The organism is Cronobacter sakazakii (assembly GCF_000982825.1).
Lineage (GTDB): Bacteria > Pseudomonadota > Gammaproteobacteria > Enterobacterales > Enterobacteriaceae > Cronobacter > Cronobacter sakazakii.
This window is the reverse complement of the sequence record NZ_CP011047.1, coordinates 3,107,746-3,133,375: the sequence shown is the minus strand read 5'-3', so window position 1 is coordinate 3,133,375 and position 25,630 is coordinate 3,107,746. Positions and strand designations below refer to the sequence as shown.

At 54.4% G+C, this 25,630-nt stretch carries 26 protein-coding genes and 1 pseudogene; 6 read left to right on the top strand and 21 right to left on the bottom strand.

Annotated features, from left to right (window positions below):
* Window positions 1-61: 61 nt before the first annotated feature.
* The 4 genes from CSK29544_RS14935 to CSK29544_RS14920 are packed head-to-tail and all read right to left on the bottom strand — an operon-like array spanning window position 62 to window position 1,814.
* Window positions 62-517 (bottom strand): lysis protein, encoded by a 456-nt coding sequence (locus CSK29544_RS14935; RefSeq protein WP_369844017.1) that lies wholly within the window; start codon window positions 515-517, stop codon window positions 62-64.
* Window positions 517-1,140, bottom strand: a complete 624-nt coding sequence (locus tag CSK29544_RS14930) for a glycoside hydrolase family 19 protein (protein ID WP_007896066.1) — start codon at window positions 1,138-1,140, stop codon at window positions 517-519. Before CSK29544_RS14930 ends, CSK29544_RS14935 begins: the two co-directional genes overlap by 1 nt.
* On the bottom strand, window positions 1,130-1,423 hold the full coding sequence (locus CSK29544_RS14925) for a phage holin family protein (RefSeq protein WP_007896068.1): 294 nt from the start codon (window positions 1,421-1,423) through the stop codon (window positions 1,130-1,132). Before CSK29544_RS14925 ends, CSK29544_RS14930 begins: the two co-directional genes overlap by 11 nt.
* The gene (locus CSK29544_RS14920; RefSeq protein ID WP_029039125.1) at window positions 1,410-1,814 is read right to left on the bottom strand and encodes a putative holin; all 405 of its coding nucleotides are present in this window, start codon (window positions 1,812-1,814) and stop codon (window positions 1,410-1,412) included. The genes CSK29544_RS14925 and CSK29544_RS14920 overlap by 14 nt, the downstream gene beginning before the upstream one ends.
* 152 nt (window positions 1,815-1,966) lie before the next feature.
* Here CSK29544_RS14920 and CSK29544_RS14915 point away from each other — a divergent pair, with 152 nt between their 5' ends.
* Both CSK29544_RS14915 and CSK29544_RS14905 read left to right on the top strand, forming a co-directional pair.
* The gene (locus tag CSK29544_RS14915) at window positions 1,967-2,329 is read left to right on the top strand and encodes a GtrA family protein (protein WP_029039126.1); all 363 of its coding nucleotides are present in this window, start codon (window positions 1,967-1,969) and stop codon (window positions 2,327-2,329) included.
* A gap of 101 nt (window positions 2,330-2,430) precedes the next feature.
* Window positions 2,431-3,599, top strand: a protein-coding gene (locus CSK29544_RS14905; protein ID WP_085959001.1) for an IS3 family transposase whose coding sequence is annotated in 2 segments (ribosomal slippage) — window positions 2,431-2,680 and window positions 2,680-3,599 — 1,170 coding nt in all. Because the reading frame shifts where the segments join, the coding sequence is not laid out codon by codon here.
* Between the two features lie 373 nt (window positions 3,600-3,972).
* On the opposite strand, the gene CSK29544_RS14900 is transcribed toward CSK29544_RS14905, so the two are convergent.
* Complete coding sequence (locus CSK29544_RS14900) at window positions 3,973-6,231, bottom strand: hypothetical protein (protein WP_007896078.1); 2,259 nt, start codon at window positions 6,229-6,231, stop codon at window positions 3,973-3,975.
* 193 nt (window positions 6,232-6,424) lie between these two features.
* Here CSK29544_RS14900 and CSK29544_RS14895 point away from each other — a divergent pair, with 193 nt between their 5' ends.
* The 4 genes from CSK29544_RS14895 to CSK29544_RS23135 all read left to right on the top strand — a co-directional run bounded on the left by CSK29544_RS14895 (window position 6,425) and on the right by CSK29544_RS23135 (window position 8,264).
* Window positions 6,425-6,682, top strand: coding sequence for a hypothetical protein (locus tag CSK29544_RS14895; RefSeq protein ID WP_029039600.1), 258 nt, complete (start codon window positions 6,425-6,427; stop codon window positions 6,680-6,682).
* Window positions 6,683-7,005: 323 nt separating this feature from the next.
* Window positions 7,006-7,692 (top strand): BRO-N domain-containing protein, encoded by a 687-nt coding sequence (locus CSK29544_RS14890; RefSeq protein WP_029039601.1) that lies wholly within the window; start codon window positions 7,006-7,008, stop codon window positions 7,690-7,692.
* Window positions 7,693-7,805: 113 nt separating this feature from the next.
* Window positions 7,806-8,063, top strand: coding sequence for a DUF1902 domain-containing protein (locus CSK29544_RS14885; RefSeq protein WP_029039602.1), 258 nt, complete (start codon window positions 7,806-7,808; stop codon window positions 8,061-8,063).
* A gap of 3 nt (window positions 8,064-8,066) precedes the next feature.
* Window positions 8,067-8,264 (top strand): type II toxin-antitoxin system HicA family toxin, encoded by a 198-nt coding sequence (locus CSK29544_RS23135; RefSeq protein ID WP_071844252.1) that lies wholly within the window; start codon window positions 8,067-8,069, stop codon window positions 8,262-8,264.
* 61 nt (window positions 8,265-8,325) lie between these two features.
* Here the strand turns inward: CSK29544_RS23135 and CSK29544_RS23130 are convergent, their stop codons facing one another.
* The 16 genes and pseudogenes from CSK29544_RS23130 to CSK29544_RS14810 form a co-directional block, all read right to left on the bottom strand.
* Window positions 8,326-8,625 carry a hypothetical protein gene (locus CSK29544_RS23130; protein WP_032975843.1) on the bottom strand — a complete coding sequence of 100 codons (300 nt, stop codon included), beginning with the start codon at window positions 8,623-8,625 and terminating at the stop codon, window positions 8,326-8,328.
* A 1-nt stretch (window position 8,626) separates the two neighbouring features.
* Window positions 8,627-11,176: a hypothetical protein gene (locus tag CSK29544_RS14880; protein ID WP_007896079.1), complete on the bottom strand. Its 2,550-nt coding sequence runs from the start codon at window positions 11,174-11,176 to the stop codon at window positions 8,627-8,629.
* A complete protein-coding gene (locus CSK29544_RS14875) occupies window positions 11,176-12,888 on the bottom strand; it encodes a hypothetical protein (RefSeq protein ID WP_007896080.1) in 1,713 nt (570 codons plus the stop codon). The genes CSK29544_RS14880 and CSK29544_RS14875 overlap by 1 nt, the downstream gene beginning before the upstream one ends.
* 1 nt (window position 12,889) lies before the next feature.
* Window positions 12,890-15,511 (bottom strand): transglycosylase SLT domain-containing protein, encoded by a 2,622-nt coding sequence (locus tag CSK29544_RS14870; RefSeq protein WP_029039603.1) that lies wholly within the window; start codon window positions 15,509-15,511, stop codon window positions 12,890-12,892.
* Between the two features lie 12 nt (window positions 15,512-15,523).
* On the bottom strand, window positions 15,524-16,066 hold the full coding sequence (locus tag CSK29544_RS14865; protein ID WP_007896084.1) for a virion core protein, T7 gp14 family: 543 nt from the start codon (window positions 16,064-16,066) through the stop codon (window positions 15,524-15,526).
* Window positions 16,066-16,530 carry a hypothetical protein gene (locus CSK29544_RS14860; RefSeq protein WP_029039604.1) on the bottom strand — a complete coding sequence of 155 codons (465 nt, stop codon included), beginning with the start codon at window positions 16,528-16,530 and terminating at the stop codon, window positions 16,066-16,068. Before CSK29544_RS14860 ends, CSK29544_RS14865 begins: the two co-directional genes overlap by 1 nt.
* On the bottom strand, window positions 16,523-19,000 hold the full coding sequence (locus tag CSK29544_RS14855; protein WP_029039605.1) for a phage tail protein: 2,478 nt from the start codon (window positions 18,998-19,000) through the stop codon (window positions 16,523-16,525). Before CSK29544_RS14855 ends, CSK29544_RS14860 begins: the two co-directional genes overlap by 8 nt.
* Window positions 19,000-19,605, bottom strand: coding sequence for a phage connector family protein (locus tag CSK29544_RS14850; RefSeq protein ID WP_007896089.1), 606 nt, complete (start codon window positions 19,603-19,605; stop codon window positions 19,000-19,002). The genes CSK29544_RS14855 and CSK29544_RS14850 overlap by 1 nt, the downstream gene beginning before the upstream one ends.
* Complete coding sequence (gene gp10, locus CSK29544_RS14845) at window positions 19,605-19,925, bottom strand: capsid staple protein (RefSeq protein WP_007896091.1); 321 nt, start codon at window positions 19,923-19,925, stop codon at window positions 19,605-19,607. The genes CSK29544_RS14850 and gp10 overlap by 1 nt, the downstream gene beginning before the upstream one ends.
* A 49-nt stretch (window positions 19,926-19,974) precedes the next feature.
* Window positions 19,975-20,415 carry a hypothetical protein gene (locus CSK29544_RS14840; protein ID WP_029039606.1) on the bottom strand — a complete coding sequence of 147 codons (441 nt, stop codon included), beginning with the start codon at window positions 20,413-20,415 and terminating at the stop codon, window positions 19,975-19,977.
* Between the two features lie 10 nt (window positions 20,416-20,425).
* Window positions 20,426-20,866: a Bbp16 family capsid cement protein gene (locus CSK29544_RS14835; protein WP_007896097.1), complete on the bottom strand. Its 441-nt coding sequence runs from the start codon at window positions 20,864-20,866 to the stop codon at window positions 20,426-20,428.
* Between the two features lie 50 nt (window positions 20,867-20,916).
* Window positions 20,917-21,905: pseudogene (locus CSK29544_RS14830) on the bottom strand (major capsid protein).
* Between the two features lie 14 nt (window positions 21,906-21,919).
* Window positions 21,920-22,642: a peptidase gene (locus CSK29544_RS14825; RefSeq protein ID WP_029039607.1), complete on the bottom strand. Its 723-nt coding sequence runs from the start codon at window positions 22,640-22,642 to the stop codon at window positions 21,920-21,922.
* Window positions 22,643-22,644: 2 nt separating this feature from the next.
* Complete coding sequence (locus CSK29544_RS14820; RefSeq protein WP_007896103.1) at window positions 22,645-22,953, bottom strand: Bbp19 family protein; 309 nt, start codon at window positions 22,951-22,953, stop codon at window positions 22,645-22,647.
* Window positions 22,950-24,623: a portal protein gene (locus tag CSK29544_RS14815; RefSeq protein ID WP_029039608.1), complete on the bottom strand. Its 1,674-nt coding sequence runs from the start codon at window positions 24,621-24,623 to the stop codon at window positions 22,950-22,952. Before CSK29544_RS14815 ends, CSK29544_RS14820 begins: the two co-directional genes overlap by 4 nt.
* A gap of 20 nt (window positions 24,624-24,643) precedes the next feature.
* Window positions 24,644-24,853, bottom strand: a complete 210-nt coding sequence (locus tag CSK29544_RS14810) for a hypothetical protein (protein WP_007896108.1) — start codon at window positions 24,851-24,853, stop codon at window positions 24,644-24,646.
* Between the last annotated feature and the right edge of the window lie 777 nt (window positions 24,854-25,630).

Genomic DNA, 25,630 nt, shown 5'->3' with positions numbered 1-25,630 from the left:
AGAAAATAAAACCAATACCGACATCAATACCGTTACCAGGAGAAACTGCCCCGCTTAGCTGTCATTTCAGACATTGATCGCGGACGTATTGCTGAAGTCCATTGAGCTGGCTGGTGACGGTCTCTATTCGCTCCCTGAGGGTGAAATAATCCCGTTGAGCGGCGTCAGTAAGTCTGGGGCCGGTGCCATCATCCATGCCGGTGGTGCTGGCAGTTGCGTTCTTTCCGCAGGTTGCGTTGAGGCGCAGCCGCTGACGGCCAGCAGCAACATCACGTTCAAGCTGATCAATCTTACCCTGAGCATCTGCCAGTTCTCCAGAATATTTCTCATCGAGTGCCGCGACGTCGCGCTGGCGACGCTGCATGTCCGCTATATCATCTTTAGCCAGTTTTAATTCACGATTAACTTCGGTTAAAGATGCCTCAGTTTTTGTGAGCGCCGTCCGGTAATAAAATGCCGTCGCGAGCAGTGCTATAAACAGCAACGGTTTCCACCATGCCCGGATAAATGTCATCATCACAGCACCCTGCGGGCCGCTTCGAACCGTGCACGCCGGTCGTCGATACCGTTCTGCCCGCCGTTGATGATCTGTGTGACGCGCAGCAAATCTCCCGGATATTTCAGGCAGCCTTTGCTGGCATAGAACCATGCCGCAGAGCGCGCTGCGCTGGAGTCATCGGAAAGCAGTTCCGGCGTGCTCACAAGGTCGAGTTTCAGCGCGGCGCCGCAGTCGCGATAATTTTCGAGCCCGGTGATCTGGATGAGCCCGCGTCCGCGATATTTCCAGCCATCACCCGGGGCGTTATTACCGAGACGCTTGCTGTAAACCAGATTTGCGATCGCGCGCTGACGCTCAAGAGGCAGTACCTTTTCATACGTGCGGCGGCCCAGCGTGTTGGCCTGATCCTGAGTTAACCGGCCAGCCCGGACAAAACCATTAAGCGCTGCGATGCTGTAGTTGAAGCTCTCCACCAGCCTGGTAAAGCTGGTGCTTTCATGGCCGACCTGCGCGATGAACATTGCCTGATCAACCGGCTTTGTAATGCCGAACTCAGCCATCGCCGCGACGATATGCGGATGCCAGCGCGCCGACAGCTCAGGAGAAATGCCAGCAGCTTTCTTAAAAGTTTTAATGTCCATGTTGGGACCTCGATATTTTGAAAATCTGAACGACATTGCCTTTCGTCTTTATCAACGCCGCGAGAAATACCGCTTTGATAATTACGTCGGACCAGTCAGGGAGGATGTAATAGCCGTAGAAGGTCCGCACGGGGACGCTGGCGGCCACAACAATCACGACATAGGCAAGCCAGCCGCCCCACCAGCGGTGGCGGGCACCTTCCCGGCGAAAAAGCAGGACACGGATGGCGATACCCGCGCAGATTATGGCGTTAAGCAGGAGCAGTACTTCAGGGCTGGTCATCGTCTTTTCTCCCCGGGATCAGGTCGCGTGGATTTTCAGAACGGTGATAGAGCCAGATGCCAATGCGTACAGCCACAATGGACGAGACGAAAGCGCCAGCGGCGAACACTATCCCTTTTTCAAACGAGTCCCGCGTAATCGTCGGAATAAGGCTGGCAATGCCAATGAGAATGGCCGCTGTCGCTTTGTAAAAAAGAAGGCCACAGAGGAAGCTGAGAACAGCCAGCAGTACCCGCCTTTTTATGGGGTACTCAACTGCCGATGTAACAAATATTACCGCGCCTGCCAGCGCTCCCAACGCCACCTCCGGAGGCACTCCAGCCAATACAGAAGCCAGCGCGCCAATGCTAAGAGACTGATTTAGCGTGTCTGCTGTCATCGTGGTTGACATTGGAACCACCGTTTAATGTGCATAAGAACCCCCTTAGTTAGTGAGTCCATAATACACAATAAACCACATACGGATAATATTACCTCAGATTGCTCTTAACGAAATTACCTTAAAGGTGATAAAGTATTATTTTTGTTTTTATGGATGAAAAAGTGCTTAAGTTATTTGCGAAATACACTTCGATAGGCGTGCTCAATACGCTAATCCATTGGGTGGTATTTGCCGCGTGCTTCTATGCACTGGGATCCAGCCAGGCTCTGGCTAACTTCAGTGGATTCGTTGTTGCGGTCAGTTTCAGTTTCTTCGCTAATGCTCGCTTTACGTTCAACAGTTCCACAACCACGTCGCGCTATATGCTTTACGTGGGCTTCATGGGCTCGCTTAGCGCAGCTGTTGGATGGGCCGCTGATAAATGCTCTCTCCCGCCAGTTGTGACACTGGTCGTGTTCTCAGCTATAAGCCTTGTGTGCGGGTTTATCTATTCGAAATACATCGTCTTCAGGGAAGCAAAATGAAGATTTCACTCGTGGTTCCGGTCTTCAATTGAAGTGGTTTACTGAATTTGGCCACCTGAACAGAGGTGATATGCTCACCTCAGAACAATATAGGTGCACCAATGAAACGAAGAAATTTTAGTCCTGAATTCAAACGCGAATCCGCTCAGCTGGTTGTCGATCAAAACTACACCGTCTCTGATGCCGCTAAGGCTATGGATGTCGGTCTTTCCACGATGACAAAATGGGTCAAGCAACTGCGTGAAGAGCGTCAGGGCAAAACACCAAAAGCCTCTCCGATAACACCAGAACAAATCGAAATACGTGAGCTGAAGAAAAAGCTACAACGTATTGAAATGGAAAACGATATTCTAAAAAAGGCTACCGCGCTCTTGATGTCAGACTCCCTGAACAGTTCTCGTTAATCGGGAAACTCAGGGCGCGTTATCCAGTGGCCTCTCTCTGCCACGTGTTCGGGGTTCATCGCAGCAGCTACAAATACTGGCAAAACCGTCCTGAAAAACCAGACGGCATGCGGGCTGTATTACGAAGCCAGGTGCTGGAGCTGCATAACATCAGCCACGGTTCAGCCGGAGCAAGGAGCATCGCCACAATGGCAACCCAGAGAGGCTACCAGATGGGGCGCTGGCTCGCTGGCAGACTCATGAAAGAGCTGGGGCTGGTCAGTTGTCAGCAGCCGACTCACCGGTATAAGCGTGGGGGGCATGAGCACGTTGCTATCCCGAATCATCTTGAGCGACAGTTCGCCGTAACAGAGCCAAACCAGGTGTGGTGCGGTGATGTGACCTATATCTGGACAGGTAAACGCTGGGCGTACCTCGCCGTTGTCCTCGACCTATTCGCAAGAAAACCAGTGGGCTGGGCAATGTCGTTCTCGCCGGACAGCAGGCTCACCATGAAAGCGCTGGAAATGGCATGGGAAACTCGCGGTAAGCCCATGGGGTTAATGTTCCACAGCGATCAGGGCAGTCATTATACGAGCAGGCAGTTCCGGCAGTTACTGTGGCGATACCGAATCAAGCAGAGTATGAGCCGGCGCGGAAACTGCTGGGATAATAGCCCAATGGAGCGCTTCTTCAGGAGCCTGAAGAACGAATGGGTGCCGATGACGGGCTACGTAAGCTTCAGCGAAGCAGCTCACGCTATAACGGACTATATCGTTGGGTATTACAGCGCGCTCAGGCCGCATGAATATAACTGTGGGTTACCACCAAACGAATCGGAAAACCGATACTGGAAAAACTCTAACGCGGTGGCCAGTTTTAGTTGACCACTACATGATTTATTGCCATATGCTGCCACATTGCACTGACCGGCGCCAGTTAGTCTGACTGTGCAGTTTTCTACGGCTTTCTGTGTAACATGGCTTGGGAACTGAATTGTAAAGCCGGTTGATAGCGGAGTTACTATTCCAGTAATTGTCTCAATGTCTGTTTTCGTAACAGATCCATTTGAAAAGTTTATTCGCGCTTTACGCGTAAAATCCACTGTTAAATCTGTAACTACGGCGAGCCGCAGAAACATTGGGGAGCGGGATGTAATTATTCCTCTAACTGTAATGATGCTAATTTGCATTCGCTACCTCACCAGACGTGACGAATTATTCAGTCAAGATGAAAGCCCCGCCGAAACGGGGCGTTCTCTCAGCAGTTGAGGATTACGTTGACAGTAATGCTGTTACCTGCCGCGCCAGGATTAAAGCTATTCCCACCCTGATAGAATGTGTTGACAGTCAGTGACTTATCTCCATATCCAGCGATTACCGCCTGACCAGTAGAAACACAGTTCAGTATGGCAGTATCGACCGCGCGCTGCGTAACGTGCGACTGGAAGTTAATAACTAAACCAGTGCTGGTCACTGTCACTCTCGATATAAGCGACTCCACATCAGTAATGTTTACGACGCCAGCATTGACCATTATCCGAGCCTTTCGCGGGAAATCTACAGTCATATTCGTTACCACGAATAAGCGCTTAAACATAGGAAAGCGAGAAGTTGTTATCCCTCGGACTGTTATGTCTGTCACTGAGCTGCCGGTGAAGGCTATCAATGGTTCAGGAGTTCCACTGCTACCCCCGGCTATGTTGTCGTGAATGTTAGCTATAGTGATGTTCTGGACGCTTTGCGTATCATGCCCAACAAGGATAGGCGTTGATTCACCTGGACATGTGATCACAACATTGCTCAACATCCCGTTATTGCCCGATATATTGTAAGCGATAATATCTGTGCGCCCCACGGAGGAATCCTTAGGTACGCCATTGATATTATGGTTAGTAATCAACCATCGGTTAGATTTGTAAGTTGGAGACTGGCCTTGACCGACTGCATAAACAGGAACTCCCGCGGCGTATTTAATGGTCTGGAAAACCATATTTGATGCGATATAGTCGGTGATGTTGTTATTTTCGTCATTGAAAATCATGCCACCGTTGCCGCCCTCCTGAATCGCGTTATTCAGGATGAAACGTTGAGAAGCGCGGATTGCGAGCATCCACTGGTTGCGGTCATCACGCCCAATCCAGCGACCTATCATATTGTTGGCAATAACGTTTACGTTGCCGTTAGTATCGCCGCCGGAGCCAGTGGACATATACAGCAGGTGTCGGCCGTTCGGTGCAGCCTCTACCGTCTGCATCACGTTATTGATGATGGTTTCTTTGGCGTTGTCCGTAAGAACTGAATAACCAGCACGACCGCCGCCGACATCATCACCAGTATGGTAGACCTGCTTTTCGGTAATAACGTCATTAACAATCGCGTTCCTTGCCTGGCTGACATAGACGCCACCCGCCAGACCTGCGAAGGAGCGAACGCCGCGAACAATCAAATTCTTGGTATAACGCGTTAACAATGCGAACGAGGATATGGCCTCGTTAGTGTTGTCCGTGGGCGAAGAAGTGCCACCCGCCTGAATATCATTGATTGTTACATTGGTTGTAGGAGCTGCGTCAGTACCAAGCATCCCGTAAACCGCAGATTTACCTGAGGTATCTGTAACCTTACCTCCTCTTCCTTCAACAAACTGATTGGAATCCAGTCGGTAGACCATGCGGGACTGCATCTCAGGGACATATGTATTGGAGTTCGTTGATATATCTTTATCTATCTCAACATCGCGCCCGTTAGAGAAAACCCCGGCCACGCCAGTAGTATACCCATCAGGCCGTCTGTCAATGGCGTTCAAGTCTGCAGCAATGGTTCCACGGTGATTGGTACCAACACGCTGTGCCCCGGTTGGCTTAGCAAGCTCAATCATCACGTCAGAAGCAGAACCGGAGGCAGGAACCACGGATATCGGCTGCCCGCTTTCATTCCATCCGAGCAGCTGATTCTTCCTCATCTCAATTGGGGGAAGAGTATCTACGTAGCTTTCTGGAACCCTCAATGTTCTTCGGAAATTAGTATCAGCCAGGCTATCCACATACCTTTTGTTCGCCGCATCCTGAGGTTGTGAGGGATCACGTAAGTTACGGATGTAATTACCCATGGCATCATACCAGTTTGCGAGGATGCTGGGTTTGCGCAATGCGAGCGTGAACCGCGACCAAACCTGCTGGATGAGCATAGTCAATTTGTCGAACGCATCTTCGTGCACCTCAGGGAAAAAACTGCCCTGATTTCGCAAGTCAGTATCCTGAGTTAGAGGCAGGTTACGGGATATCGATATTTTCCACCCGTTCCCCAATGGCGCGCTGAGGATGACTTTACCTCCGTTATAGCCACCAGCTCCAGTCACCGTGTAATCAGTGTCAAGAGTAAGCACGGTGAGGTTGTTATCGAGATCAAGTACGGAAACCACCAGATCTGTCCTTTTGAATACCCGGAAATTGTAATCAAAATTGGTGGTTGTCCCGTTGCCAGTGTAGTCATTGTGGTCCACTTCGGTCGAAACGGTCATGTCATCAGCTCCAGTATGGCCGCGCCCTTCGCGCTATGCATATGAGCATTCTATAACCTGCCAAACCTATTATGAATTATCATTACCACCCAGAGGGCAACAAATTACCCTATAGGTAAGGTGATTTTACTGGAGTAAATCGTAGCCTTCTGATATATGTATATATATACAGTACTTAGATGAAGGAGGCGGCATGTCGCAGTATCATCACCCTCTTGATGAGGAAAGATTAGGGGATCTGAATAGTCCTCGTGGCGTTATGGAACTGGTTGAAAAGTCGCATCTAATGGAGCTTATTAGAGAGCTCGAGAAGGATGGGCATGATGTAAGCGGCGCCGCCGCCGAACTGGTGGCCCTCGTTAATTATGTCACCAGTACGCAGGTTTCCCTGAGTGATATTCAGACCCATCTTGACTACTGCGTCCTGAGCCTCAAGAAGAGCATTCGTTAGTTCCGACAGGTAATAGTTGCCCTCAACGGCCAAATACTTTACCTTTTTGGTGCTTTGACAATAAATTTTCACTGCGCCATAGTGATTGGGCACCGGCAAAATCCGGTGCCGGGATTGGTCTCCCGGATATCATCATGGCGCATACCACGCCTGTCGTGGTTTTTTTATGCGCGCTGCACGGCTACGCCTCATTCAATGGTGGGCTGGGCGGGGGCCCGCAAGGGCGCCGGCTTCATGATGACCGGTAAGACCAACTCCGTTCAGCTCACCACCAAATCTGATTGGTCTCAGTGGTGGTGATCGTCCTCTTTAGGAGAATCATCATGAAAAACCAACACGAAACAGCTGTCTACCGCTTCGACACAAATACCAAAGTTAACGTTATTATGATCAACGGCGAGCCATGGTTTCTGGCAATGGACGTTTGCAAAGCTATTGGTATTGCTAATCATCGAGACGCAGTAAGAAAACTTGACGATGATGAGAAGGGAGTCGGTTCAACCGACACCCTTGGTGGAGAACAAGAAGCCATTATCATCTCCGAATCGGGCCTCTACACACTCATCCTCCGCTGCCGCGATGCCGTTACGCCAGGCACCATACCCTACCGTTTTCGCAAATGGGTGACTGCCGAGGTACTTCCACAGATCCGCCGCACGGGCCGTTACGTTCGTGAGGAAATTTCCCCGGCTGACAAAGCGCAGAAAGTGGTCGCCAGTTTTATGCCTGCCATACTGGAAGCGATGAAGTCCGAAACTGCGAAGACGTATAACTACCCTGCCCGCGCCAGCTACTATGAACACATACATAATGCAGAGGGGGTTCGCGGACTGACTCAGCAGTCTAACCTTAATAGCCTGCTGCAAGAACTGACCAGAGACGGTCACGATGTTAGCGCGGCACTCGCTGAATGGACATCAATGTGCAACTACGTCACAAGCGTGAAGCGGTGCATGGACGAGATTAGCACTCACGCTGCGTTCATCATGAGCCAGGCGGAGCAGCATTAACCCTCTCAAATGCGTGATCCGTGTAACTGCGGGTCACGCCGTTTCATGCTGATTCATTTTGCATCATTGCTCATAATTGAGTAAGATTACCTTTAAGGTAAAAAGGAGGTCTTATGAGAGAAGCAACCGTAGTTACGTTTTCTCGGCCTTTCGACGTTAATGTATGCCATGATCATGATGAAAACGTGTGGGTGGCTGAATGTGATGCTCTCGGTCTTGTTACTGAAGCTGCGACATACGAAGAACTGACCGAGCGAGTATGGGAAGTCGCGCCTGAGCTGTACGAGATGAACGGATTTGGTGGAAATCCTTCTCGTATCAGTCTGTCTTTTAAACAGGAGCAATCTTATTCAGACAGGATAGCGCTCTGATAGATGGGAACAGGACTTTATCCTAAGCTAACGGAACTGCTCTCAGCAGCTGGTTGTTACTTTGACAGACAGGGTAAAGGAAGCCATGAAATATGGTACAGCCCTCTGACCCAAAAAAGCATGAGCGTCCCGTACACGATTGTTTCAAGGCACACTGCTAACGGAATCCTGAAACAGGCTGGATTGCCTAAGTACTTTTGAAAGAAGCCCGCCTTAAGCGGGCTTTTTTGTAGCTGACGAATAGGCTCTGTGACATGTCACTTCAATTGTATTTTCTTCGGCTGGAAAACCATTCTAATATTGAAGTAAGTCCAACAAAAATAACGGTTAGTATCATCACGCCAAAAAATAAACCACCTGCTTGCCACCATTCCCAGTGCCATACATCCATAGCTCCTACCATGCCAACAATAGCTCCAAGCACCGGAATGTAAGCAATAAAGAAAGCCAACACTCCGGCAATTATCCAGTGTAGGCCCCACCATGATTCAAGACCTGAAATAATTGCAGAAAACTGAATGAGGCCAACTGCCAAGTAAAGCAAATAACCTATTGCGCGCATACTATTTCCCCAACATAAACTGCGAAGGTGGAACTAGGAATTCGTTCCCCTGCTCGCGCTCAACCCTGCGCTGATAGCGCTCCAGTGAACCTGGGTCCAGCGCGTCCTGTATCCTGTTCAGAATTAAACCATTCATCGCAGTGCGCAGCCAGAAAATATTCAGGAAAGGCGTGTTGTCCAGGGCTGTGCGATACCAGTCGCCAAGATCCGAATCACCACGCATCGTCTGTTGCAACAGCGTAATAATGCTGTCGGCGTTAGACGCCGCCGGCCCCATCAGTGACGTAACTGGGCCTGCTCCCATCCTGTTTACCTCGCCGAACATGAAGTCCCCGAGAATACCGAGCCCGCCACCCTGCGCCGCTGCTGCCACAAAGGTTTTTCCGTCAGCCGGTCGCGGCGTCTGCCCCTTCAGCATCAGCTTAGCCTGCATAGAGACATAGCCGAACAGAGTTGCCCATACGAAAAGGTTTGCCGTTCCAATAAAGGCTCCCTTCCCATTTTTCAGCATGGCATTGGTAAGCGAAGTGGTTTTCGATTCGCCAAGCCCGGCGGGCGTATATCCCCGCCCGAACACCTCGCGCCCGAGCACGTTCTGCATAAAGCTGGCGGTAAATGATTTGTACTGACCAGCAAAACGGATCGCCTCACCCGCCACAGTACCAGGCACGGTGCCCATCTTCATAAATGCCTGCGTGCGGTCGCCAGGCTCTGACATAGCAATATTCAGACGGTCAAGAATGTAGCCTCGCAGCTGCCCTTCCAGTTGATCCCGGGCATCAGCGATAGCGCGCTCAGTAGGCTTCATCCCTTTGCTTTCGACATACCGGGCAATAACGTCATCGGACACGCCGCGAACGCCGCTTGTCGTCATGAACTTGCGACCCTCGCTGTCAGCCATGTCCATGTTGCGGAAAATTTCCCATTCCCGGTCACCGATACCGTGCAGGTCGAGTACGCGCCGCAGGTCTTCCGGCAGGCTGCCGTGAGGCTGGTCAGCATTTTTAGCCAGCCAGTTGGTAATCATCAGAGCATTGGAGTTGCGTCCGCTCTCGGTCCAGAAATTCATCAGGTTATATTTGAAAAACAGCTGCTGGGCGCGCCCCATTTTCCCGGTAAGCGAGTCGTCGCCGGAGATGCGCCGGATGATTTCCTGCGTCATGGCGTCAGAATAAACGCCGATGGACGACAGGATCTCTTTCTGCTCTGCGCTGTTATACCGGGAGAAACGCCCTTTCATGGCGCCGAGCACCGCCTGCATAAAGTTCTGCCCCTGGTAGCGCATTTCAGTAGCGGCGATCGGCACGTCGTTGAATGAAGAGATAACGGCGCCACCGAGCTGGCTCATACGCAACCAGCCGCGCACCGCGGCTGAGGCATTGGCCCATCCAACACTGCCAGGGATATTTAGCGAACCGTCAACCTGCGGCATTACAGTTCTATTAAGGCGGCGAACTTTGGTCATATAGTCCGCAAGCGCCGCCGGGTTGCCTGACTTACTTACGTCTTCGGCCAGCGTGTCTGTCAGGTATTTGAACATGTTGCCGGGGTTGGTTCCCAGCATGCGCATCATGCCTGTATTGCGCGCCGCGCTGTTAAGGCCGCCGAATAATGCTTCGCGCAGGCTGCCGGTGCCGAACTGCTGATTGTATTCGTGCCAGGAGATCCCGTCTTTGAAATGCAGCACGCGCTCCTGGCTGGCGCGCTTCGCCGCATTTGCCGAACCTTTGAAGCCGTTCATCCAGTCTGGTTTTTCTGATGTCAGGTGGACGCCAGAGGCCAGACCGTTATAGACGTTCCGCATGAACTGATCGCGGTCGGCGACGCCATCAAATGTGCGCTCATCCAGGCGCGGAAGGATTGCATTGCGCCAGGCATCATACCCGGCAGCGCGGATCTTCATGATGTCATGCGACTGTCGAACGATATAGCCCGGCTCTTTGCGTATCCACGCCCCAGCGCGGTTCTCGTCGATGCGTGCCGCTTCCTGCCACTTCATGATAATCTGCGCCGCACTGACCGACTGTTTCGTCATTCCTTCGGTAGATTCGCCGCGGCCAATTCGCCACATTGCGTCAGCGATTTCACGGTCGTTGCTGCCGCTGGCGATGAATTTAACCAGTCCGGCTCGGTCGAAATCGTAATTGATGCCTGCGTGATATTTCCCGCGAAGTTGCGCCACCTCTGAGGATACTGACCGGCGCGCCCCGGTGCGCGCATCGTTACGCCCTACCAGTATCGCCTCCAGTCCTATATCCGGGCGGTCTTTCCAGATAGTGCGCAGCTCGCCGAGTCGCTGAGCCGCCACGCGTGTGTTAATCGCTTTATTGCGCGCTTCAATCTGTTTTGCCAGCACGTCAGCGTTACTTAGTTCTTCGGCGGCACGCATGGCTGCCTCTTCGAGTGACAGCGCCTCGTTGCTGGCAAGTATACGGTTTGTTGTGTCGCGCATATCGCGCACCAGCCCTTCCATTTCATCAGCCGACAGCTCGCGGCCAGCGGCGGCGTTAACAGTGCGCTCGCATTGCGTCAGGAATTCGTTGGCAGCCATCAGATCCCCCGGTTAATCATACAGGCAGCAAATGCCCGGAAAGCGTTGCTCATGCTATTGTCGCTGGCCTCAGCGCGAATAGCATTGAGGTTTTCGCGCATCGTGGCCGCGAGCTCCGGATTATCGACAGCGATATCATCCAGCAGCGCGTTGCTTATATTGAATTCGTTCTCAAGATCAGCTGCGGCGGCTGTCAGCTCATGATCTGCTTTCTGCGTTTCCTGATAAACGCGATCGGCAGTTTCGCTAACCGGGCGCGCCGTTTCATCAACCTGCCGCACCGGGTTCTGTATGCGCTGGATAGCGCGCTCGCGCAGCGCCGGTTTATGCAGCTCATAGAAAGGCTCAACGTCCGGGCTACGGCCTTCTATCATGTGCGCCAGCGCGGCGCGGTAAGCCTGCTGGTTGACGGTCCAGTCTGCCTCCCTGATAGCGCTGGCGGCGGTGCGCACTGCACCGGCGACCGGCGACATCTGCATGCCATCGCGGATCTGCTGCGCGCGCTCGGCGATAGTGACTTTCAGGTCGTCTGGTATCTCGCCGCGGGAAAGCTGTGCCTGCCGGCCACGCGCCTGCTCGGCGGCGGCATTACGCTCAAGTGCCTGGTTTATCTCTTCATTGCGGGCCGCGAGTTGGGCTTTCTCGGCATCGATATCCTTCTGCGCAAGACGGCGAGCTTCCTTAAACTTCATCCGCTGGCCCTGGTATTCCGTTGTACGCTGTTGCAGGGTAGCGTCTAACTCATCAGCGCGGCGCAGGTTGGCGGAAAGTTCGGTGCGCAGGTCAGCAACGTTGTCTATCTGGCCGGTTTGTAACTCCTGCTGGCGCGCCATGTATTCAGGTACCACGTCATCATAAGCCCGGCTATAGGCATAGCTCTCAGCCTCGCTGGAAATGGCAGCAGCCAAATCCGCATTTGTGCCACGCTCAGGGATATTTACACCAGACGGGATGTTGTCCGGCGTTATGACCGGCGTTGGCTGAGATTCTGGTTGGATATCCGCCTGCGCCAGCGGAGCGGCGGGATCACTTACTGCACCTGTCTGGCGCCGCGCGCGTACCAGGTCGGCGATAAGACCGCCGCCTGCATGCATCAAACCGCCAGCCATAGTGTTGAAAAAGGTGCTTTCCAGCGCGTTTCCGTAGGTAAAGTCATCGCCGCCGGCCGCCGCCGCCTGAGCAGTTAACGGCACGGTCGCCACGGCCTGAGCTGCGCCCATGCGCGCACCGGCAAACAGACGCTCACCAAAACGCCCTGCCACAGAAGCCGCCTTCGCCTCGCCAGCGAAAGGCACCAGCGCCAGCGCCACGTTTCCGGGATCCGCCATCGAGCCCGCCAGGCTGGCAGCGAAATTAAGCGGTGTCGCCGCCCAGCCACTCGGCGCAGACATGGCGATCTGCTGACGAGCCAGCGAGTTCTGGCGTTCTTCCACCACGTGATCGATAAACGCTTTTGTCACACCGCTGTCCGGGACGTTGATGCTTTTAACGCCATACTGCTTGAGCCGCTCCTCAGCCTCCTGCTTGCTGACAATTGCAGAGTTAGGGTCGTTCGCCAGCCTGTCAGCGGAAGAGAACCGAATACCCGACATGACCGGGCCTTCTTCAAATCCCTGCTGCAATGAAGAGAGTAGCGATTCACCCAGACCGGCAGGCGCGTTACTGATGGGCTGGTTAATGCCTGTGCCCGGATCTTCTGTAAAAATTGTCATGTTATCGTCCTGACTGCTGGCCGTTCTGGAGGATGTCGAGAATGTTTTCGCGTTGGCTCTCTACGCTGTAATTTTTCGACTGGCCTGGCGTGTATTTCACTGGCGTGTCGATAAATTTGGTCAGTTTGTTCCAGGTAGATCGGTTGCCTGTTCCCAGTTTCGCCAGATCGCTGAATGGAACGGTGATCGGGTTGCCGTCGGCACCGTTCACCAGCAGGCCATTCATCATCAGAGTAAGCCCGCTTTCATTGCTGTTCGTAACCCACTGCGCGCTCTCTTTGATTCGAGACAGGCTTTGCTCTTTGTTGACCGACTCTGGCAGACGAGGGTCGCCTATCAGCGGCATAATCTGCTCGGCTGACAGATTTTCAAGGTAGGCGTTTGCGCCGTCGGTTACGTCGCGCAGATCAAGCCCGGTGCGATTTGGCAGGCGCCACGTTCCACTGGTCTGGTATTGCTCTCCCAGAATGTCCTGATACGCCTGTTTCGCCGCATCAGACGGTGACATGCCACGCTGCATGTTGATATACGTCAGGCGCTTGCCTTGCTCGTTGAAGTTGTTCCAAACGGCAGTGCCGCCTGGCTGTACAACCATCGTGCTGGCGAAATCTTTCGCCTGATCGTTCCACGATGAATCAGCTTTATCAGCATCAGGCTTCTCGAAACTTCCCCGCAGGTCAGCCGTTTTAACGCTGCGGTTCTGCCAGAGCGCGTTGGCTGCACGCGGGTTTTCTGTAGCCATCACAACCTGTAGCGCCGGGAATGCATTTTTCTGCACCTGCTGCATCACCTGATCGGAGTATTTCCCGAACGACTGCGCCACCGACTGGATCGCGGTGACGCTCGATTCCTGAGAATTATCGATGCGTTCAAGCAGGCTGTTTACCATCGTGTCGGGAAGAACTTTTTTGCTGCGGATGCCCAGCCGGTCTTTCTCGGACTGGATGCGCGAAACCAGATATTCCCCTGATGCCTGATTGTTCTGGTATTCGGCAAACGCGCTCTGCACCACCGGAGAATATTGTTGCAGCCAGGTTCCCGGATCAGACTCGCGCGCCTTCAGCACCTGGTTCAGCTTTGACTGAGCTGTTGCGTACAGCTCATGCTTATATTTGAAATCGGCGTCGTTCTCCTGCGGTTGTAACGCCTGCACTGCCGCCGTCGCCTGCTGCACGTTACCCTGCATGATTGACTGGTAAACTGGCTGCAGGGTCATGGCCTGCTGATATTGCTGGTAGGTTTTCTCCATCTGCATGCGTTCTGCAGGGGCGGCCTGCAACGGCATGACCGCTGCCCACTCACGCGCGCTGATTGGCTGAACCGGCTGACCAGCTTCAAGGCGAGCCAGATCATCCTGCATCCGGCTTTGCAGTGCCACGCGACCGGCAGACGCCTGCATGTCATAGAGGCCCGCGACTTTGCTCATCATCTGGGATTTGCTGGCCGGGCTCATGGCATTCCACCACGGCTGAGAAATCAGGTTCTCCATGGTCGCATCGCCGGGGATGGCTGCCGCGCTGCCCGTCACTTTCGCCACGTAATTTCTGGTTTCTTCGTAGGGGATCGCGGCCGCGAATTGCTCGTTGCTGATTGCGCCGGTGCGAGGATCGCCAAATTTTTCAATCCAGCCATCAACCGCGCCGGGACCGGCGTTATATGCCGCCACCGCCAGCACAGGATTATTGTCATATTTCTGCATCTGCGCGCCGAAATACGCTTGCCCGAGCCTCGCGTTATAGCGCGGGTCATTCAGCCACTTTTCACGATCCCACGGCACACCCGCCAGCCGGGCAGCTTCCGGCCCGGTATCCTCCATCACTTGCGCCACGCCTACCGCGCCTTTCGGCGACACAAGGGGAGCGCCGTCTTTGCTGTACTGATTGCCACCACTCTCATTCCAGATCATCGCGGAAAACAGTTGCGCTTCCGTAGGTGTGTCCGTCACCTGAATCTTGCCGCCTGGCCCCAGCATCTGCTGATACATCGGCACATACCAGGCCTCAGATGCACCTTTCGCCGCATTTTCACGCCACGAAATCCAGTTCTGCTCTATCTCTTCATCGCTCTGCCCGTGGGCTTTGCCATAGGCAATAATGCTGTTCCTGGCAGTCAGTCCGGCAACGTTAGTCATTTCTGGGTTCATGAACTGCGTGGTAAGGGTTTTCAGCGTTGCTTCCTGCATGCCAGCTTCGTACTGCCGAACCTGCCCCGCTTCATGCCGCCCGGCCTGGGTGGTGAAGCTCATTCGCTGTTGCTGGGCCTGCTGCAAGAAAGCATTGCGAGTCTGCTCGTCAGGCAGTCCTGCAGCGATCTGCTCAACCTGTTGGTCAAACTGCTGCGTGTATTCCTGGCTTTTGCCTATGGCGTTCTTCCCCTGAAGGTTCAGGAATCCAGTATCCGGGTTTGTCAGCAGATCATTGCCGACGGCATTAAGCTGAAGGCTTGCTTCCTGGGTCAGTGCGACGTTAGCCCGCTGCTTAGCCTCTGCCAGCGCGCCAACATATTTGTCACCAACAGCAGTGACTGCATCACCAATATTTGGCGATGACTGCGCCGCAAAGCCTGGCGATGAAAAGCCACGGCTTTCAACCTGCCTTCCTGTAGTGGTTGGTACAACTGGCATTTTTCGCTCTCCTTATCGACCTGTTGGAGTACCGACAGCGGCGGTGATCGGCGCGGCCTTGCTTTGCGTAAACGGAGCCCAGGCTCCGCCAGCAATCTTATAAGCGCCGTATGCATTCAGCGGTGCGGTAAGCAGCGTAGTAAGCGCGCCCATACTGCCCTGCTTGCGAGCCGCGCTTGCTTCCGAACGATAGTTTTCCGCCTGCACATTGAAACCGTAAGCCTCACGCTGGGCATTATTCACTGTAGTGAGTGCATCTAGTTCGCCGAATTGCGCCGTATCGCCGAAGATATCAAGGGCATTGCCGGTGCTGATGTCTGCACCGGTCGCTGCTGAGGTGGCCGCCTGTGTGCCCATGGCCTGGCGGTTTCGGCGTCTGACTTCGTCAGCCTGCGCATTGCCGCGGTTTATCGAATCCTGCGCCTGGGCTTCTGCAACGTCTGCATTCTGCTCAGCAACAGCAGATTGATATTTCCCGTTCTGGTACTGGTTGTACGCCGACAGGCCGCCAAGCGCGACGCTTGCGCCCGCCAGCGCGATAGCTGGGCTACACATTATTTTCTCTCCATGTAAAAGCGATGGAACGGCCGCTGCTCTTTGCCGTATGGCACCGAATCTTCGAGATGGAAACCGAGCCATTTAAGCCACGCTTTAGCCACGTGATTACGCTCGTCAACATAGTTCTCAAGATACGGATAGGGCATCAGCATTGCATTGACTACGTGACGGCAACGTCTCAGAAACGTGCGCTGGTATTTATGCAGATCGTCCGTGCCAACAAGCCACGGAATCCCCCTTCCACTCAGGATAGAGGCTGGCGCCACACCGAAAATCGTCACCACTTTTCCGTTAATTAGCCCGGCGCAGCAGAAGGTGGAAATTCGCAGGCCATGCTCCATCACTTCGCGCGGCGACTGGCCGGAAATAGCGATAAACTCATTGACATCTGCCTGCCGAACGAGAGGTAACATCTCTTCGATGTGGCGCTGCTCGGCTGGCACTATACGAACATCAAGCATTTCGCCCCCCTACAGCCAGTGCCGGGATCAGAGCCAGAACCGACAGAGGCAACGGGTCTTGCTGGCGCACAATAATGCGTCCGTTCAGCCCCCATGTGCTGTCTACTTTCAGCGTTACCTTGCCGGTAGCGTCATCAACCGGATCGTCGTAAAACTCAAACTCACGCTGTGGGTATTCATAAAACTGCCCGCCGGGCGTACTGGCCCATATCCCGCGGCTGGCATTCACCACCAGAGAAACAGAGGTGATTAGCTGTTTTTTATCCAGCAACGTTTCCTGACCGTTGATGTTGACGTCAAGGGTTTCAAGCTGGGAGGTATAAGGCAGGCCGATATGCACCACCGCGCCTGGGGATTCGAGAGTTACCGCCCCGCCAGTTACGACCTTTTGAGGTTCGACGTTGGCATCAGAAAGGATGCTTACCGTTTTCCCTTCAAGGTGGCCAAGCCCGGAGAAGGTCTGACGTGCCATCTGCCAGTTAGTGACAGCAGTATCTCGAAGCTCTGGGGGGATGTTTCTGCTGGCAGATATTTTCACGACGTTAGCGGTTGTAAGCTGGGTAATGTTACAGCGTAACTCCATGTCCTGCGGGTTTCCGTTTGCGTCCTGCCCAACGTAAGGGATCTGGATTTGTGCACCGACGTCCGAACCTGTGAATCCAAGGCCACCGGACATGGTTAAGGTGTATTCCTGCCGATAATCCCAATCATCACTACCACCGGTAATTTTTATCGTAGCCGCCGAGGCGTTACGCCCGTCATAACTCAGGCCGCAGTCGACAAAAAAAGCGTCCTCGATAGAGGTGAACAACCTGCTGGCAAGTCGCTCAATGTAGCGTACCGTCTCCCCGTTTATAACGCGGCGCACCACGAAATAAACGGCATCCTCCTGGCTTTCACTGATCGAGCAGGTTGATTCGAAAGAGCCGTCAGTCGGCTGCGGCGCCCAGGCAAAAACCTGCTGGTCTTTGAGATAGGTTAACGCCAGCAGCATTCCGTCATCGCGGCAGCACCAGGCAGTCGAATAAGGGACAGTGCTGAAGGACCAGTCCACAATGCTGTGCTTCTGGAAAAGATGGTTTGCGAGGATTGTCAGGTCATTACCCTGATATCCGTCCACGTCGAAAGAATAGGCCAGATCGCGCACGGCGCTGCCCTTCTCCTGCACGAATAGCGCTATATTGGCAACTGCAATCGGCGGCAGGTTACTGCACCCGTTTGAGCCCTGTGAGGAAAAGGCGAACGCGCTCGGCGTCAGGGTTTTGTTCTGGTCTCCGGTGATGATGTATTCTCCGCCGGACGTCAGCGCAACCAGCGATCCGACGTCAATAAGGTGGCGGATCTCATTCACCTGCCGGCCAGCGTATGTGTAAATGATGCGGTCATCATCCTGGATAGGGTTGTTTTTGCCGAAGTCTTTGTAATCCCCTATCCGGCTGGCCCAGATGGTTTGCGGAAACGCGGTGCTTGCCGCGAAAAAAAGGCGCTGCTGGTAATAAACGACGGTGCCGGGATAACCATTCACATCATTCCAGGCATAGCGGGCCCATTTGAAGCTCGGCCGCCCTGATCCGACAACATTCTCTGGAATGTACGAGATTACTGTTGCTGTTGCCGTAGTGCCGCTCGCCGCGGTAATGCGCGCTATCCCAAAGCCACTATGCAGGTACTGCCATTGCACACCAGTATCAGTGTCAGCAGTGCCGCCCCATCCATCCCATGCTGCGCCCTCGGTGTGCGATGGTCGCAGTGTGCCGGTGGTTCCAGTCGTCAAAGCTTTGTAATAGTTGCTACCGGCCCGGATAATGCCACCTGCTGTAGCCTTTTTCCCCGTCTCCCACACAGGAACAGAGTCAACCGCTGGCTGCTCCAGATAAAAGAGCTTACCAATCTGCTCAGAGCCAAAAATGGAGGATGTGGCAGTTAGCGTTATGGTTCCGGTCGAAGCGCTGGCATACACCTTCTGAGCCTCGTCAACGTTAATATCCTCAAACGGGCCGTTTTTAGTCTGCACAGCGACGATTTGCCAGTTATCGTGTGCGTAACGGCGTAACTCCATCGGCGGATATTTCGGATGAACGATGGTCAGAACGTCAGCTGACTGTGTGAACTTAAGTCTGAACAGGTCTGCTTCCGCATAAGGTGTAACCAGCTCGTAGATATTGCTCGTACCGCTGACCAGCACCTGCCCGCCATCCTTGAACACTCGCATGTATTTATCGCCGAACTCAAGCGCATAAGTTTGTACCGTTGAAAACTGGAACGGGATTAGTCGGCATTTTTTGTTCGGATATTTTGCCGCGGCGATGAACTGCGTTCCGGGACGGTTTTCTACCCCGCCATACTGCCGCACGATAAAGTTACTGCACCGGCGTAGCGCCACCTGGTACTTAGCCATGTCAATGCGGCCATAGAGAGACGGCGCAATTTCTCCACCAGCAAAGCTCGGCTGAATCCAGCTAATCGGCATTATGACAACCTCGCTGTCGTGAACTCACTATCTGGCGGCTGTGGCTCCTGGCTTTCGTTCATGCTGTGAGAGCCGGCGCTGAGGATTACGCTCTGGTACATCTGAAGGCAGAAACGCGTCAGGTCTGCGGTGCCGGTCACAGGCATATTGATGGCGGCAGCCAGCCGCCAGGCAAGAGCATTCTGGAAAAGCGGATCGAATATGTTCACATCAGTGATGCGCGCAACATACTTCAGGCGCGCTTCCTGTTGATCGGTGAAGATAAGCTTGCCTGTGCCAGCGTCGTTAACGCCGGTCTCGTAATTGATGCGCATGGCAGCAGTCGGATAGCGCACGCCCGGCACCATGATTTCAATGATTCGCAGGCAGTCAGTGGGATAGGCATAGGCATATGTCCAGTCAGGAGGCGCAATGCCAGTGTCGGCCAACGCGACGCGCTTGGTGGCGAAATTCCATTCGGCGTCTGCCAGGACAGCATCGCGGCACGCTTCGAAATGGAGGTTGCACACATCAGCCTCTTTGCTCTTTTCATCGAGGCTGTTGATGCTGCGGCTACTGCCGATATTGCTCAGTGCCAGATTGCAGATTTCGACCACCGAAGCCATTATTCACCCCCGCCGTAGAGCGTGTCAGCGGCCGACTTCTGCTGTTCAGCCTGAGCCGGTGCGATTGCCATATCAGTGATCTGAACGTCAGCGTTCTGATACTTTTCATCACCGTCATCGCGCACTGATGTGCCCTTAACGACCGCACGCGCGGTAATCATCACTTCCGAACCGACGGCGGGCATGCTTACGCCGAGCTTTTTCAGTGTTTCATTATCAAGGTTGATGCGCAGACCCCACGGATAATCATCGCGGGTTTTGGTTTCGCCGCTTTCGTCCTGATAGGTGTCGGTGCCGTTTTTGAGATTTACCAGATCCATAACCCACTCCTGCAATAAAGGGGCCGAAGCCCCTTGTTTTTACTGGGGCTTAAAGGCCCAATTCGGCGCGTTTTTTAGCAATGCGATCCTGCAACGTCTCAGCCTTCATATTGCCGGGCTTCTCGTTGAACAGATCTTCGTATTGCTGGCGCAGCGCGGCGAGATCGCCACTGACAGCACCAGTGGCATCATCACCATCACCGTCTTCACCGCCTTCGCCATTACCACCAGCGACCGGGCCTTCGGGGTTTTGCACAACAGGGTTCAGAACACTGGCGACCGGCGCCGGGCCGTCAGCAGAGGTGGATTTACCGCGTTTCTGTTCGGCCTTCTGCTCGGCTTTTTTCTTCGCAGCTTTTGCTGCGTCGTTCAGCGGCTCCAGCGCGCTGCCCGGCTCGCCGTCATATTCAATTTCCGCGCCTTCATCCAGCAGCTGATTGCCGATAAAGGACAGACGCAGAATGCGGTACTTCGCTTTTTCCTGTGCCATCTTCTAACCCTCAACCAGTGATTCGTGAGCGGGTGGCGTAGTAGGTGTTGTTACCGTCTACGTCGAGGTTGATGCCGGAGGTGAATGCGCCAGCAGTAAGCGGCCCGGTTCCTACGGTGTAGTTCAGGCGCAAGTAACGCTGCACGCCCTGCGGCACCTTCTGCGAGACGATGCGCTTGCCAGCGGTCAACGCGGCCAGAGCCAGATCGCCAGAGCTCGCGATAGTCGTCCAGGTGGAGTTATCCGTGCTGGTTTGCAGGTTAACGTTGACCGTTGCAGCACCTGCAGCGGTCGCCGTGGTGTTGACGGTAACGAACCACTCCAGCGGTTCACCGACACCGATATCGCGGCGGGTGCCGTCAATCGGGCCGAGGTCGATCACATCAGTGGAAGCTGCCGACGCGGTAACCGCCTGCGCTTCGGAGAACATCAACAGTTTGTCGAGGATCATCTCTTTATCTCCTTCTGGCGGGCGCGCGGCCCGCCGGTTAATGACAGGCGTTAAACAACGCGGGATTCGGTTTCAAGAATCGCGTCGGTTTCACGAATCGGCACGCCGCGGAAAGCGGTCCACCACTCACCCTCGGTCTCTTTGACGGACAGAGCCAGAGAGGCCTTGTCCAGAGACTGAGTGTCGAGAGCCTGAGCAACGGTGCGGTTCATATAGAACACCGGCTTACCCATGCCACGGTTAGGAATGCGGTGCAGCGCGCGGATCATCAGGTTAACGATGTTGGCGGCTGAGCCAGGTACGGACAGGTCGCTCACGTCGATATTCGCGATGCGAACAACGTAGCGCCAGTCGCGCAGCGTCAGGCCAGCATCCCACTTGTAATGGGTACGATAGCCTTCATAGGAGCCTCCGTTAGCATCCTGAAGAGTCTGCTGGCCCTTGTCCTCCATAAACAAACCAGCCTTCTGCCCTTTCGGGAAAATGCCATGAACGGTGTTTTCGCCCCACACCACCAGCCAGATAGAGGTGTTGTCGGTGCCGGTGCCGCCAGCATCGATAATGTTCTGACCGTTGCCTGCGGATTTGCTGGAATAACGCGGAGCCAGGCCCATGAACTGCTGCGGGTTGATGCTGGTATCGCCGTAGAAAAGCGTCTGCGCCATTTTCTGGTTCATGCCCTCCAGAAAGGCGCGGTCTTCCGACAGGCGGAATTCAGCGGTGTTGCCGTTCAGATCGGCGAGGGACTTGTCGATTTCGGCGTAAGTTTCGAGCATCCCCATGGTATCGGTGATCTGAACCGTGGTGGATTTACCCTTCGGCACACCGGAGTTAATCATGCGCCAGTAAGCATCCGGCAAGCCGGTGCGAATAGTGGTGCGGTGACCGGTCGGAGAGTTACTTTCTACGAACGGCATATCTTCCAGGATCGGGTTGGTCTGGGAGAGAAGTTCGATAATCGTATCGGTCTTCCCGCCGTTATCTACGCGCTTACCCCAGAGTCCGCCAGCGTCAGCGCATTTAAGCCTTTAACAGCCATGGTTGTTTCCTCTCTTATTTGCCATAGAGCACTTCGGCCGCACTACGCTGGCCTTGATTTCCGCCGGTAACCATGTTGTCTTCCGACATGGCTTTACCGACCTGTACGCAGAAACGCACCAGCGCGGGGTTATTCCCGAGCCCGGACGCTTCCAGGTATTCTTTCAGCTCGGGAGTGCCGAACTGGTCGATCGCGCGCTGCGCAGCGCTGATGCTGGACGTCAGCTTGTCGCCGCCGATTTCTTTGTCGGCCTTAATGGCCGCCTGCCACTCTTCGCCCTGCTTCTGCCAGGCAGCGAGCTGCTGCTGATTAACCAGCGGCAGGATTTTTGAGGCATAAACGTCCACCAGCTTCTGCGCCTGCTCGTTGCTGAGGTTCAGCTCACGCGCGATCGGCTCAAACTCTTTCACCGCCGCAGCATCCAGCTCGACGCCCTCGCCCGCAGTCAGCTCATATTTTTCCGGCGCGCCTTCCGGCTTTTTGGTTTCGTCTTTCTTTTCGCCCGGCTTCTCTTCGTCCTTTTTCGGCTGCTCTGCGCCGTCATCGGTTTTCTGTTCTGCCGGATCCTGAGACTGGTCTTCTGCCTGCGCGCCAGGCTGCTGTTCTGCATTGCCCTGACTCTGATCGGTTGCAGTTGCGCCAGCGGCATCAGATGGTGCGCCACCGCCGCCAGCGCCGCCGTCGGCAGGCTGCTCATTGCAAAGGCGACGAAATAAGAGACGTTGAAACAGATTCATGGTCACTCCTGTTTGGCGGCCTCGTCGGCCATCTTCAGATACAATTCCGGGCAGCAGGTCATGACGTGCGTCATCAGCACGACTGCCATGTTTCTCTGCCCTTCGTTAAATGCGGTTACGTATGGATCACCAGCGAACGTCGTCGAAAACGGCTTGCCTTGAGAGAGCACGCGCCAGATGACGCGGCGGCCTGACTCGGTGTCCATCACGGCACGGATATCATCGGCGTCTCGTTCTTCGCGGATTTTCTGCTGGGCGATTTGCTCAGCTGTCGGCTGGTCTTCTGCGTAGATGTCGTATGCATCAGTCATTGCTGCTGGCCTCCGACTGCACTGGCCAGAGCCGTGAGAAGATTCGGATCGGCGGTTTTGGCTTCGCTCAGGGTTTTAGCGCCCTGCACTGCCGCCATGCCGGTTTGCAGCGCCATAGCCTGCTGTTGCTGCTGCGCGCGGTCGTTGCGGGTCTGCTGCGCCTGTTCCTGCGGGACGACAACGGTCGGTGATACGCCAGACATGACGGCGTAGTTGTCGATTGCCTGGTCGACGTCGAGCTTGTCCAGTGCTTCCGGCTTGGCGCTTGCGAGATTGCCAACGAAACCGACGAAACGTTCCAGGCTACTGAGCCCGATCGCTTTCTGTGCCTGGGCCATCACAGAGATGTATTCGATGCGCAGCGGCATCCCCTGCATCACGTCTGGCGGCGGCGGCAGCATGTTCTTGCGTGCCATCATGGAGAAAGCGCGGTCAATCAGAGGGTCAAGAAACTCATCGTTGAGGCGTTCCAGCACCGGGCCGAGCATCAGCAGCTTCTCTTCTTTCATCTCGATAACCGCTTCAACCGGCATTGAGCGGGTGTTGACGTTCTGGAGCATCATGAAGAGATCGACGAAATAGGCGCTATTGATGAGCTGGCGCGTGTCCTGAATGTCGCCCAGCAGATCGCCCAGGTTTGGGTTAACCATGTACGCCGGGCGCAGACCTTCGGCCCCCGTCACCTGGTCGACATAAGTGATATCGCCAGGCAACAGGGAAACGCGTTGGGTTTTCAGAGAAGTCGGGCCAATCATCGGCGGGTTGGTTTGCTTGTCGATCTGCTGCGCTTTGCGGCGCTGTTCGAGCTGCAACGCTTTAACCTGCCCGAGCGCAATCATGCCAGGACAGGATGAGCCGTAAACGTCCTCGCCGTTGACTTCCCAGCGCGGTGCCATGACAGGGAATTCGTCATAGCCGGATTCACGCAGCACTTTATCGTTATCGCCGCCAACCTCGAAATATACGGAGCGGAACGCCTTGTTTTTGGCATTCATCTTGCCCGTTTCTCGGTTCATGTTCGGGTATACGGCATGCACCACATCAACCCACTTTTCATAGGTGCCGTTCTCAAAGGCGCTTTTGGTGCTGCTGCTGACGTTATTCAGGCCAAACTCGCGCACCAGCTGGCGCACGGTCATGGAAAATTTACGGAAGCAGGTATCGACGCTGAGGCGCGGGCTGTTTGCGATGTAGTAGCTGCCAACCGGGAACGGCATCGTGCGAATAACGTCTTCGTCATCTTCAAGCACGGCGAGCGCGCCGGTGCCGAATGTTCCCAGGCTTGAGTAAATGATCGGCAACGACTGGTACAGGTTCGACTTATTGAACATGTCGTTCATGCGGTTCTGCACCGTCTCCAGCCACAGCTTGACCGGGCCATAATCCATCATTTCCGGATCTGGTGTCGCCAGCTTGAACCACGGGCGGGCCGGGCTGGTGATGCCCGACATCATGCCGCTTGAGAGCGTGCGGTTTGCCATCGTTGCCGTCGGATCAACGATTTTGGTATTGCGGCGGTCGCCGCGGTTAGCTTCGCTGGTCAGGAAGCGGGATCCGCGCGGGATAATGAAATCGCTCAGTTCGCGCCAGTGAGGTTCGAAAGTTTTGCGCTCCTGCTCCAGCTGCGCGAGCTGCTTCGTCAGTTGCTCTTTCAGGGTTTCGTTCTTCATTGGCATCTACCGGCGCTCCGTTATTGACCGAGCAGCGTTTTGCCGCTGGTAGACGCGGCGGAGGTGTCGCCCTGCGCACCAGTCAGCATGGTTGAGTTGCGACCGGCGGCGGCGCGGCGGCGGCGAGTCTCTTCGTCGCGAGCGTCAACAACGGCCTGGTCCTGCTCCTGCGGTGCAGCCTGAACAACCGGAGCCGCTTTAGGAATGGAAGGTTTGCTGCCAATGCACATTTCACGACCTCATGATGCCAGTTAAATTATTACCAATTTAACCACATAAGAATTATTGTATGTAGTGTATTGACATTAAGCCCGTTAATTATTACCTTTTTGGTAAACATCATTGCCATGTACAACCCGAAAGCGGAGGTTTGTATGTAACGGTTAGCGATGTTTGATTACGGCGTCTGGCACATGCGCCGCAGCGGTCCGGGCGGTCCTTGATTTTGCGCCGTAGCGGGTAGCCGGAATGTGCAAGCCATCTGCACGAACAGGGGGCTCACCATCCTGGCGGTACGGTGTGACACCCCGGAATAGACGGGGCTACAACAGGTAAGAGCATTGACGAGAGTCGAGTGGAAAGGCGGGCAGCAACAACATGCCGAAGTGGGTTCAACTCCCACCGTCAGTGTTCTTTCCGTTGTGGGTGTGGGAGTAATCCAGCCGCTATAAATGCGGAGTATGCCGGAAAGACCCGGCACCACAATCAAATTGTTGCCAGGTACATTCGGTCATTAATGTCGGACTCATCACCCGATACCACCTAAATTGCGGTCGCAAGACGCCGGACGCGTAACCGGCACACAACAGGTAAGAGCATTGCTGTGGGGCAGGTTAGCAGACAGTCGCGGCCCGGTTAACGACTATGCTCAGTGCTCTTTCCGTTGTGGTGAATGCGCAGGCTGATGCGCTGATGATGACAGTCACCTTACCTCGCCAGGTGAAGGAAAGCCGGAGCCGGCCACCACAACCCAATCACGCCTCAGGACCGTGATATCCCGTAGCAAG